Here is an 11,131-nt window from a genome sequence, read left to right on the forward strand (position 1 = left end):
AAGCCTCGATGGGCGCGAGGAAGGTTGCCAATTCGGCTCTCAGCTGCTCGACGGTCGGGCGCCGCAGGCAGTTGCCGGTGAATTCGATATCGACTACGGGCGGCAGTAGCGATGGATCAAACGGCACGGTGTCGATGAAGTTGCGTGCCTGATCAGCACCGGGCCTGCAAAAGGTGAAGAAGTGATAGGCGCCAACAGCAAGTCCTGCCTTTCTGGCAGCAGCTAGATTGGCAGCGAAAAGCCTATCCCTGTGATCGCCACCCTCGGTCGCCTTGATGATGGCGAAGTCCACATCGTCGGCCGCAACACGTGCCCAATCGATATCGCCCTGATGATGTGAAACATCGATGCCGCGAACCGGGTATCTTTGGCGGTCCGGTGAGAAGCTTTTGAAATAAAGGTAGCCGGCGGCCGCCAAGACGCAACACAGTAGAAAGATTGCACCGGAACGGCGAAGCATCAAAAATGAAGCCTTGGCTATTCTATCTCTGGAGATCGACTTCGCCGCCAAACTAGCCAATATGAAGGCGGTCCGCTACGCAAACGGCCCTACCCCCGCTCTTTCAGCAAACGGCCCTTTTCGCGGTTCCAGTCGCGCTGCTTTTCGCTCTCGCGCTTGTCGTGCAGCTTCTTGCCGCGGCCGACGGCGAGCAGCATCTTGGCCATGCCGCGATCGTTGAAATAGATCTTGAGCGGCACGAGCGTCATGCCCTCGCGCTCGATGCTCTGGGCAAGCTTGGCCATCTCGCGCTTGTTGACCAGAAGTTTGCGGCGGCGCCGCGTCTCGTGGTTGAAGCGGTTGGCCTGCAGATATTCCGGCACATAAGAATTGATCAGCCAGAGTTCGCCGCCCTCGAACGAGGCGTAGGAATCCTGGATGTTGGCCTGGCCCAGACGTAGCGACTTGACCTCGGTGCCGCTCAGCACCATGCCGACCTCGAGCGTGTCGAGCACTTCATAGTTGAAGCGCGCCTTGCGGTTTTCCGCGGCGACCATGTTGTTGGGGTCGGACTTCTTGCCCTGGCTCATGATATTGAGGCCCGTTCTGCAACTCGCATGCGCGAGTCATATGTTGGTGTTTCCGAGAGCCGGAACACGGCGAAATATCCGCCGCGAACACGGCAGCGCGAAGACGCCTTCAGATGACCGCGAAAGCGGGTGTTCCCAAAGGGCTTCGCGCGGCTCAGTTGATGAGGCCGGCGTGCTTCATCGCCGCATCGATCTTTTCGGCGGTCGACGCCTCGATGGTCATCAGCGGCGAGCGCAGCACGTTTTCGATCTTGCCCAAGCGCGACAGCGCGTATTTGGCACCCGAAGCGCCGGGTTCGATGAAGATCGCCTTGTGCAGCGGCATCAGGCGGTCCTGCAGCTCGAGCGCCCTGTCCTTGTCGTTGGCCAGGCTTGCCTGCTGGAACTCGGCGCACAGCCTGGGCGCGACATTCGACGTCACCGAAATGGCACCGACGCCGCCATGGGCGTTGAAGCCGAGCGCCGACGCATCCTCGCCCGAGAGCTGGATGAAATCCTTGCCGCAGGTGATGCGCTGCTCGGAGACGCGCTCGACCTTGCCGGTCGCATCCTTGACGCCCGCAATGTTCTTGAAGTCATGCGCCAGGCGCCCCATCGTCTCGGGCATCATGTCGATGATCGAACGCGGCGGGATGTTGTAGATGATGAGCGGCAAGGTGGTTGCCTGGGCGACGGCCGCGAAATGCGCGTAAAGACCGCGCTGCGTCGGCTTGTTGTAATAAGGCGTGACGACCAGTACCGCGTCGGCGCCTACGCTTTCGGCATACTTGACCAGGCCGATCGCTTCTTCGGTGTTGTTCGAACCAGCACCTGCCACAACCGGCACCCGGYCACGCGCAACCTCGACGCAGATCTTGACGACCTGGCGGTGCTCGTCATGGCTCAGCGTCGGCGACTCGCCCGTGGTGCCGACCGGCACAAGGCCAGTGGTGCCCTCTGAAATCTGCCATTCGACGAGTTCACGAAAGGCTTTCTCGTCGAGACGGCCATTCTTGTCGAATGGTGTCACGAGCGCGGTAAGTGAGCCTCTCAGCATGTCGTCCAACTCCAGGAACCCTACGGTTTCGCGGTCTTTTTGATGTTGCCGGCTTTCTAGCCGAAAGCAGGGCCGCGCACCATAGTCTCGACACCAATTTGCGGCAAGTGTGACCGGTGCTTATATGGCTTGGAATTGAACGACCGCGCTAACCTTTCATTAACCCGCTCTTCACCAGATCAACCTAGGCTCGCGACATACGCCTTAGACTGTCACCTGCAAGGATATGGAATGACCAGGATCATTCCGGCTGCCAGGCCGCATCATATAGCGCTTTTGAGCGCCTTCATTGCCCTGGCCCCCGTCCCCGCCGGCAGTTCGAGCCTTGACCCGCAGGCGACGTCAGCGCTTCCCTTTGCCAGCATCGGCAAGGGCGATGCCGTGCGTGCGGCCTTCGGCACCATCGATCAATTGAAGAACGGGCTCAACGCGCTTTCGAGCGGCGATCTGGCGCAGGCGCGGACCATCCGCGATGCCCTGCCCGCGACCGCGCTCGACCGCCACATCCTGATGTGGGCGATCGCCATCAATGGCGGCGACAAGGTGCCGAGTGCCGACATTGCCGCAGCAGCGCAGGCCCTGCCCGGATGGCCGGGCCTCGCCACGCTTCGCCGCAACAGCGAACGCGCCATGGCGCGCGAAAACCCAGGCCCCAACATCGTCGTTTCAGCCTTCGCCGGCAGTGAGCCGCAAACGATCGAAGGTGCTTTGCTGCTCGCCCGTGCCCAGATGGCACTCGGCAATCCCAAGGCGGCGCTGGCCGTGCTTCAGCCTTATTGGCGCAACGAAAAGCTGGAGCCCAAGGACGAAGCGGCTGTCATCAAGGAGTTCGGCAGCCTCATCCCGGCCGCCGACCACCGCATCCGCATGGAAAAGATGCTTTATGCCGACAGGGTGAATTCGGCCGTCCGCATCGCCGACCTTGCTGGCGCCAAGGCCCTCGCCGACGCCTGGATTGCTGTGATCAAGGGCGACAAGAAGGCACCGGCGCTGCTCGAAGCCGTACCGGTAAACCAGCGTTCGGCGGCTTATTTCTTTGCCAAGTCGCGCTATCTGCGCAAGCAGGAGAAGTTCGCCGACGCCGCTGCCGTTATGCTCAAGGCCCCGAAGGACCGCGCGGCACTTGTCGATCCCGACGCCTGGTGGATGGAACGTCGCGTGTTGTCGCGCGAATTGCTCGATGAGGGCGACGTCAAGAGTGCCTACCGGATCGCCGCCGCGCATTCGGCGGAAAGTGCGACCAATGCCGCCGATGCAGAATTCCATGCCGGCTGGTATGCGCTGCGCGGCCTCAACGACGCCAAGCTTGCTTCGGGTCACTTTGAGCGCATCGCCACGATAGCCGGCAGCCCGATCTCGCTGTCGCGCGCCTATTATTGGCTTGGCCGCGCCGCCGAAGCCGGCGGACCAGGCACTGCGAAGGATTATTATGCGCGCGCCGCGACCTACGGCACGACCTTCTACGGCCAGCTTGCCGCCGAACGAATCGGCCGCCAGGCGCTCAACGTTGCCTATCCCACGCCGACCGCCGCCGATCGCCAGGCATTTTCGCAACGCGAGGCGGTCAGCGCGATCACGCGGCTGGAAGGCTCGGGTTACGCGCCCTACGCCGAGATGCTTTACCGCGACCTCGCCGCGCAGTTGAACAGCCCGGGCGAACTGGCGCTTCTGGCCGTTATGGCGGAAAAGCAAGGCAATCACTATCTGGCGCTGCGCGTCGGCAAGATCGCTGCACAGCGCGGCCTCGACATTGGTGCGCTGTCGCATCCGATCGGCGTCATCCCCGCCTCGGCCAATATTTCAGGTTCAGGCAAGGCATTGGCCTACGCGATTGCGCGCCAGGAGAGCGAGTTCAAGGTTTCGGCCGTCTCGGGTGCCGGCGCGCGCGGGCTGTTGCAATTGATGCCGGGCACCGCCAAGGACTTGGCGAAGAAGGCCGGCATGGCCTATTCGCAAGATCGCCTCACCACCGATGCCGCCTACAWTGCCACCTTGGGCGCGACTTTCCTTGGCCAGCAGCTCAGCCGCTTCAATGGATCCTACATTTTGACCTTCGCCGGCTACAACGCCGGACCGCGTCGGGCGGACCAGTGGATCGCTAGATATGGCGACCCGCGCGGCAAGGATCTCGAMACCGTCGTCGACTGGATCGAACGCATCCCGTTCTCCGAGACCCGCAGCTACGTCCAGCGCGTCATGGAGAACTATCAGGTCTACAAGATGCGCCTTTCGGGCAGCTACGACATCAATGGCGACCTGGTGAACGGCCGCTGAGGCGGTGCCCACGTTTGACCTCTCGCGGCCGCCTCGGTAACTAGTCGAGGCGACACGACGAGCGTTGCATGGGGGAGAAGCGGCGCGATGGTCAACGAAGACGGCTTTTCGGACTTCTTTTATGCGTCGCAGGACGGCCTGAAGCTGCACGCGCGGCTCTATGGAGCCGGCAATCCTGGCCTGCCGGTCGTGTGCCTGCCCGGCCTCACCCGCAACGCCCGCGATTTTCACGAGCTTGCGCTTCATCTCGCCAACGAACTCGAAAAACCGCGCCGAATCATATGCTTCGACTATCGCGGTCGTGGCCAATCGGCCCACGACCCGAACTGGCAGAACTACAATGTCGGCATAGAGGCGGCCGATGTCATCGCTGGCCTTGATGCGCTCAACGTCGATCAAGCAGCCTTCATCGGCACTTCGCGCGGCGGGTTGATCATCCATGTGTTAGCCGCCATGCGCCCTGCCCTGATCAAGGCCGTCGTGCTCAATGACATCGGCCCGGTCATTGAGCCGGTTGGGCTTGCCCATATTCGCTCATATCTGGAGAACGCGCCTCGCCCGGCGGACTTCACTGATGCGGTGCGAATTCAAAAAGCCGTCCACGGCGGTTCGTTTCCCGCGCTGACGGAAGCCGACTGGCAGCGGTTCGTCGGCGCCATCTATCGCAGCGAGGATGGAAAGCCGGTCGCCGACTTCGATCCAGCACTGGTCAATACCGTGCTGGCGATGGACCTCACCCAGCCCCTGCCGGATTTGTGGCCGCAATTCGAAGCACTCGCGTCAGTGCCCATGCTCGCGATCCGCGGTGCGAACTCACGGCTGTTGTCAGTTGCAACCGTCGAGGAAATGCACCAGCGCCATCCGGGGCTAGAATCGGTCACGGTCGAGGGCCAAGGCCACGCACCGTTTCTGGAGACGGGGGTGTTGCCCGCAAGAATCGCCAACTTCTTGCGCAGAGCGGACGCTTAGGCGAACTCGGCCGCGGGCGAAGACTGAGCAACCTACTTACTTCAGTACCAGATACCGCAAAACGCCTTGCGCGATTGGTCAGGACGACGACGCCAAGATGCTTGGCGGCGCGACACTTGGCACCCCTGCAATCATAGGCCGTCCAAAACGAAAAAACCCGGCGGTTGCCCGCCGGGTTTTCCTCAGATCAGCTCTAGAGCTGATTAGAATGCTGCGTCGAGACGCAGGAAGCCGCTGAAGCCGCCGCCATTGCGCTGGTCGAAGGTGTCGCCGTCGAAATAGTTGAGAGCGAGCTTGGCATCGAGGTTCTCGACGATGTTGTAGTCGATGACCGCACCGACCGAGTAGTCGTTGTTGCCGCCCTGGGTGAAGTTGCCGAGGTTGTCATCGTGCGCATCGCCGAAGTACTGACCGCCGAAGCCGACTGCCAGCTTCTCGTTGACCTGGTACTTCAGGTAACCAGCGATCGTCCAAGCGTAGCCGACATACTCGCCGCCCTGGAACTCATTGACCGAACCGGTGGGGTTGATGGACCAGAAGGTCGGGCCCGACTCGTAGCCTGCGAGGACCTGCAGGGTCAGAGCGTCGGTTGCCTTGAAGTTGCCGATCGCCTTGAGAGCGAATTCGCCGTAGGCATCATCATAGCCGCCGTACAGGTTGAGCGAACCCCAGCCCTGCGTGATGGCGACCTTGCCGACGACCAGCGGGACGTAGTCGAAGTTGTCGGACTCTTCTTCCAGGCCGAGCGACACTGCAATGCCGTTGCCGGCGTCGAAGGTGTAGCGGATCTGGTTGACACGCGCACCGCCGCCCGAATCGAACTCGCCGTCGAGGTCGCCGTCGAACAGGGTGTCGGTGTGACCGACGAGCAGGCCGCCGAGCTCAAAGTAGGCATGACGGAGAGCCGTGCCGCTTTCGCCCTTAATACCGCGCCAGAAGTCGCCCGGCTCACCCTCAGGCAAGGTCCCGGTCGCATTCTGAGTGTTGGTCCAGCCGCCATTGCCCTGGATGCTCGCCTGGAACTCGATGTAACGACGGAACGTGCCGTATTCGGTTTCCGAACGAGCATCGAACTTCAGACGGGCCAGGGCATTCTTGTTCCAGCCGTCTTCACGGATGTTCGAAGCACCGAAGATCTCGTAACGAACGAGGCCGCCGATCTTGAGGCAGGTCTCGGTGCCGGGGATGTAGTAGAAGCCCGCGCCGTAAACGTCGCAGATGCGGACGTATTCCATTGGTTCCGGCTCAGCGACGACGACAGCGTCGGCCGCACGAGCGCCGGAGACTGCGAGCAGAGCCGCAGCGGAGCCGAGAAGAAGGCTCTTAATGTTCATTTTCTGACCTCCAGTCAAAAGTTTCATAAGAGGGTCTGGGTATTTTTTGCTGAAGGACAGCGTTCCCTGCCCCATCCCCGTTTGAAAAAGATGCGCACCGCGCTCCCTCTTCAACACCGACATTACCCATGAGCCGCTGCGGTTCAACAACCAACGCAATCCGCAAGGGGCTCTCGGCGTGCTATCGCCAGGCGTTGTTGCACAAAAGACACGATTTGATGCCCCCCATAAAGAAGTCATTAAGATATGGCGCCATTTGACGGCGGCTTTCACGCTCCGCAACGCATCTACCCTAGATGTCGTGGCGACGAGTCGTGAATGATCGAGCGTCCATTGGCGCCTCACAGACACCGACGATTCGTTGGCTGCGACCACCAGGCGACGCTTTTTATGTAGATTGTCGCAAAGGCTTGTTGATTGTGCCGCTCCTTTTCTTTATCCAGCGGCGCAACGGAGAGGTGGCCGAGTGGTCGAAGGCGCTCCCCTGCTAAGGGAGTAGAGGTCAAAAGCTTCTCGTGGGTTCGAATCCCATCCTCTCCGCCAGCCTCAGGCTGCCACCTCCAGAGAAATCTAAAATCGCCAAATATTTCAAACGCTTGCGATCCAATTGCCGGCGACGCGTTTCCGTTTCCACGTCTCTACTGACGCGTTTTTCGGCTTTCGGTCGCGATTCTGACTGGAGGTCAGAAAATGAACATTAAGAGCCTTCTTCTCGGCTCCGCTGCGGCTCTGCTCGCAGTCTCCGGCGCTCGTGCGGCCGACGCTGTCGTCGTCGCTGAGCCGGAACCAATGGAATACGTCCGCATCTGCGACGTTTACGGCGCGGGCTTCTACTACATCCCCGGCACCGAGACCTGCCTCAAGATCGGCGGCCTCGTTCGTTACCAGATCAACGCTGCCGAGCACGCTCTCGACGACGGCTGGAGCAAGCAGGCACTTATGCGCCTGAAGCTCGATGCTCGTTCGGAAACCGAATACGGCACGTTCCGCCGCTACATCGAGTTCCAGGCTTCCACCCAGAACAACGGTGGCTGGTCCACTGAGACCGACCCGGATACCGGCGAGCAGTTTGACGTCTGGAACGGCGTGAATGGCGAATCCGGCACGGCCCTCCGTCACGCCTACTTCGAGCTCGGCGGCCTGCTCGTCGGTCACACCGACACCCTGTTCGATGGCGATCTCGATGGCGAGTTCGACTCGGGCGGCGGCGACCGCATCAACCAGATCCGCTACACCTTCGACGCCGGCAACGGCATCGCTGTGTCGCTCGGCCTGGAAGAAGAGTCGAGCAACTTCGACTACGTCCCGCTGATCACCGGTAAGGTTGCCATCACGCAGGGCTGGGGTTCGCTCAACCTGTATGCTGGTTATGACAATGCCTACGAAGGCTTCGCTCTCAAGGCGATCGGCAACTTCAAGGCGACCGACGCCCTCACCCTGCAGGTTCTCGCAGGCTACGAGTCGGCCCCGACCTTCTGGTCCGTCAACGCTATCGGCGGCACCGAAGTCCTGCAAGGAGCTGGTCCTTACCATGGCTACACCTGGACGATCGCTGGCTACCTGAAGTACCAGGTCAACCAGAAGCTGGCAGTCGGCTTCGGCGGTCAGTACTTCGCTGATGGTCACGACGACAACCAGAACGGCATCCCGGCTGACGGTGCTAACGACTACTCGCTCGGCGCAGTCATCGACTACAACATCGTCGAGAACCTCGATGCCAAGCTCGCCCTCAACTACTTCGCTGGCGACACCTTCGACGACTTCGGCCAAGGCGGTGGCTTCAACGGCTTCCTCCGCCTCGACGCTGCGTTCTAATCTGCTGACGTTGTAAGCAAAAAAGGCGGCCCGGGCTTCGCGAGAGACCCGGGCCGTTTTTCTACCGGCGGCAGCGTCGGGACATCGAACCGACCAAAGGAGATGGAAGGGCGTTGTAGGCAAGTACGATCCGAAGCCGGAATCATTGCCCTGCCGGATTGCCAAGAATTGTATGAGAACTGTCGTCGGCTTGCCGGCCACCCCGTCGTGGAGTAGCGTTAGCTGCTTTTCGTCGAAGGGTTGCCGGAAGATTTATGAAGAAAGCAACTTCAAAGGACCATATTGTGAGCGGCCATCATTCTGCCGCCCTGATGACGAATTGCAAGGTAACTTACAGTTTTAATACTATTAAAGAAGTAAAGTCATTTAGGGTTTTAGAGCTTTTTGCGTCCTACAAAGACATTCTATGGGACGACGGAAGACACAAATACAACGTCAGCTCCTTCCTCGGTGAGATCGACGAGATTCTTCTGGGCGAGCGCTTCAGCGCTTTTTCCCAAGAGGCACTCGACGGCCTGATAGGCTCCCTGCGCCAACGCGGTAACAGCAACGCGACCATCAATCGAAAGATGGCCGCATTGAGCAAACTACTGCGCAAGGCCTATAAGATGGGAGATGTCCACAGCCTGCCAGAGTTCCGCCGCCAGAAGGAGCGGGCGGGACGAATCCGCTTTCTCGAGCCCGAGGAAGAGGACAGGCTCTTTGCCGCCATCAAGGCGCGCAGTGAAGATGCTTACCGGCTCTCGGTGTTCCTGGTCGATACAGGCTGCCGGCTAGGCGAAGCGCTCGGGCTGATCTGGAACGACATTCAGGACACGCGCGTCAGCTTCTGGATCACTAAATCCGGACGCAGCCGCACCATTCCGCTGACTGTGCGCGCCAGGGAAACCGCAAAGTGGCCGCCTGAGCGCGGACCGCGCCCGAAGGGGCCGTTCGCCATGCTGACACAGCCGCAGTTTCGCGCGATATGGAATGATGCCAAGGCCGAAGTGGGCCTCGCCGCCGACGATCAGGTGGTGCCGCACATCCTGCGCCACACCTGTGCGTCACGTCTGGTACAAGGTGGCATCGATATTCGTCGCGTACAGATGTGGCTCGGCCACCAGACGCTGACGATGACGATGCGTTATGCGCATCTGGCGACCAACGACCTCGACCGCTGCGTGGTGGTGCTGGAACGTCACTGACGCTGGATCCACCTCAAAGGCGCGACAGCCAAAGGGCACGGCGCGCCAAGCGACTGAAAGGCGCTGGTGTCGGCACGCATTGCCCGTCAGTTCGCGCAACATTGGTCAGGTAGGGCAAACCACAGCAACAAACCGCATGCTGCCCTGCCCATTTTGTCGTATAGCCCGAGTCTTTCGAGATTTCCGCACCCGGCTCGGGCCGGATCGCCAATGAGTATGCTGCCATGACCACACGCCCGCTTCTGACCCCCGTCATCCGCGCCCTGCCCGTCACCGTGCCCTTCGTTGGGCCCGAGGCTCAGGAACGCGAGCGCGGCAGGCCGTTCAGGGCGCGCATGGGCGCAAATGAAAGCGGCTTCGGCCCCTCGCCGCGCGTCGTTGCGCGCATGCAGGACGTCGCAGCCGACATGTGGAAATACTGCGATCCAGATAATTACGATCTCAAGGTCGCACTTGCGCGTCACCTCGGGCTCGGTGCGGACAATGTCGTGGTCGGCGAAGGCATAGACGGCCTGCTCAATCTTGTCGTGCGCATGTATGCTGCCGAGGGCGACCCGGTGGTGACCTCGCTCGGTGCTTATCCGACCTTCAATTTCCATGTCGCCAGCGTCGGCGCCCGTGTGGTGCCGGTGCCCTACCAAAACGACATGGAAGACCTTCAGGGCCTGCTCGACGCGGTCAAGCGCGAAAACGCGCCTATCGTCTACCTGTCCAACCCGGACAATCCGATGGGCAGCTGGTGGGAAACGAATGACATCCTGCGCTTCATCGAAGCACTGCCTGAGACGACGACGCTGATTCTCGACGAAGCCTATGGCGAGACGGCACCTGCTTCGGCGCTACCGCCGATCGATGTCTCGCGGCCAAATGTCGTGCGCATGCGCACCTTCTCCAAGGCCTATGGGCTTGCCGGCATCCGTTGCGGTTATGCCTTCGGCGATGCCGAGGTGATCGCCAGCTTCGAAAAAGTGCGCAACCATTATGGCGTGAGCCGCATGGCGCAGATCGCCGGCGAAGAAGCGCTCGCCGACCAGGCCTATCTGGCCGATGTGGTCGCCAAGGTGGCGGCCGGGCGTGAGCGCATCGCCACAATCGCCCGCGACAACGGGCTCAAGCCCCTGCCCTCGGCGACAAACTTCGTGACCATCGACTGCGGTAGCGATGCTGCTTTCGCACTTTCAGTGATGCGTAACCTGCTGGCCCGGGATGTCTTCATCCGCAAGCCGATGGCGCCGGTGCTCAACCGCTGCATCAGGGTGAGCGTCGGGCTCGACCACGAGATCGACATTTTCGCCGAGGAATTGCCCGGCGCAATTGCCGCCGCGCGCGGCTGAACCGGCACACAAAGCCTGAATTGATCGGCGGCGCGGCAGAGCCCGCGCCGCCCTCACCCACAATCGTCATCGACGCCCCTTGAATTAATTAAACGTTCGTTTTATTAATTATGCCATTCGGGAGGAATGGCTGAATGGCGCGAACGGCTGGTT

Annotated in this window: 9 protein-coding genes and 1 tRNA gene; 6 read left to right on the forward strand and 4 right to left on the reverse strand. The window is 60.9% G+C overall.

The features are described 5' to 3' along the window. From AC1DUU_RS11675 to dapA, 3 genes are all read right to left on the reverse strand, one after another. Positions 1–418: GH25 family lysozyme (locus AC1DUU_RS11675; RefSeq protein ID WP_476783579.1), on the reverse strand; the 418-nt coding region annotated here is incomplete at its 3' end. Positions 419–549: 131 nt separating this feature from the next. Further along, on the reverse strand, positions 550–1,029 hold the full coding sequence (gene smpB, locus AC1DUU_RS11680; RefSeq protein ID WP_476783580.1) for an SsrA-binding protein SmpB: 480 nt from the start codon (positions 1,027–1,029) through the stop codon (positions 550–552). Between the two features lie 154 nt (positions 1,030–1,183). Beyond that, the gene (gene dapA, locus AC1DUU_RS11685; protein WP_476783581.1) at positions 1,184–2,065 is read right to left on the reverse strand and encodes a 4-hydroxy-tetrahydrodipicolinate synthase; all 882 of its coding nucleotides are present in this window, start codon (positions 2,063–2,065) and stop codon (positions 1,184–1,186) included. 231 nt (positions 2,066–2,296) lie between these two features. Between dapA and AC1DUU_RS11690 the strand changes: the two genes are divergently transcribed. Continuing rightward, on the forward strand, positions 2,297–4,339 hold the full coding sequence (locus tag AC1DUU_RS11690) for a lytic transglycosylase domain-containing protein (RefSeq protein WP_476783582.1): 2,043 nt from the start codon (positions 2,297–2,299) through the stop codon (positions 4,337–4,339). A gap of 87 nt (positions 4,340–4,426) precedes the next feature. Next, positions 4,427–5,308 carry an alpha/beta fold hydrolase gene (locus AC1DUU_RS11695; protein WP_476783583.1) on the forward strand — a complete coding sequence of 294 codons (882 nt, stop codon included), beginning with the start codon at positions 4,427–4,429 and terminating at the stop codon, positions 5,306–5,308. A 203-nt stretch (positions 5,309–5,511) separates the two neighbouring features. On the opposite strand, the gene AC1DUU_RS11700 is transcribed toward AC1DUU_RS11695, so the two are convergent. Further along, positions 5,512–6,642 (reverse strand): porin, encoded by a 1,131-nt coding sequence (locus AC1DUU_RS11700; protein ID WP_476783584.1) that lies wholly within the window; start codon positions 6,640–6,642, stop codon positions 5,512–5,514. 452 nt (positions 6,643–7,094) lie between these two features. On the opposite strand from AC1DUU_RS11700, the gene AC1DUU_RS11705 reads away from it, so the two are divergent. The 4 genes from AC1DUU_RS11705 to AC1DUU_RS11720 all read left to right on the forward strand — a co-directional run bounded on the left by AC1DUU_RS11705 (position 7,095) and on the right by AC1DUU_RS11720 (position 10,978). Next, positions 7,095–7,185: transfer RNA gene (locus AC1DUU_RS11705), tRNA-Ser, on the forward strand. A gap of 147 nt (positions 7,186–7,332) precedes the next feature. Then, positions 7,333–8,457 (forward strand): porin, encoded by a 1,125-nt coding sequence (locus tag AC1DUU_RS11710; protein WP_476783585.1) that lies wholly within the window; start codon positions 7,333–7,335, stop codon positions 8,455–8,457. Positions 8,458–8,768: 311 nt separating this feature from the next. Continuing rightward, the gene (locus AC1DUU_RS11715) at positions 8,769–9,644 is read left to right on the forward strand and encodes a tyrosine-type recombinase/integrase (RefSeq protein ID WP_476783587.1); all 876 of its coding nucleotides are present in this window, start codon (positions 8,769–8,771) and stop codon (positions 9,642–9,644) included. Between the two features lie 224 nt (positions 9,645–9,868). Then, on the forward strand, positions 9,869–10,978 hold the full coding sequence (locus AC1DUU_RS11720; RefSeq protein WP_476783586.1) for a pyridoxal phosphate-dependent aminotransferase: 1,110 nt from the start codon (positions 9,869–9,871) through the stop codon (positions 10,976–10,978). The last annotated feature ends 153 nt before the right edge of the window (positions 10,979–11,131 follow it).

This window comes from Aminobacter sp. P4_H6_2 (genome assembly GCF_056400805.1).

What these genes read in the sequence shown, in the direction of transcription:
- smpB (WP_476783580.1), bottom strand. Translation starts at nt 1,029, where the DNA reads ATGAGCCAGGGCAAGAAGTCCGACCCCAACAACATGGTCGCCGCGGAA.
- AC1DUU_RS11695 (WP_476783583.1), top strand. Translation starts at nt 4,427, where the DNA reads ATGGTCAACGAAGACGGCTTTTCGGACTTCTTTTATGCGTCGCAGGAC.
- AC1DUU_RS11700 (WP_476783584.1), bottom strand. Translation starts at nt 6,642, where the DNA reads ATGAACATTAAGAGCCTTCTTCTCGGCTCCGCTGCGGCTCTGCTCGCA.
- AC1DUU_RS11710 (WP_476783585.1), top strand. Translation starts at nt 7,333, where the DNA reads ATGAACATTAAGAGCCTTCTTCTCGGCTCCGCTGCGGCTCTGCTCGCA.
- AC1DUU_RS11715 (WP_476783587.1), top strand. Translation starts at nt 8,769, where the DNA reads ATGACGAATTGCAAGGTAACTTACAGTTTTAATACTATTAAAGAAGTA.
- AC1DUU_RS11720 (WP_476783586.1), top strand. Translation starts at nt 9,869, where the DNA reads ATGACCACACGCCCGCTTCTGACCCCCGTCATCCGCGCCCTGCCCGTC.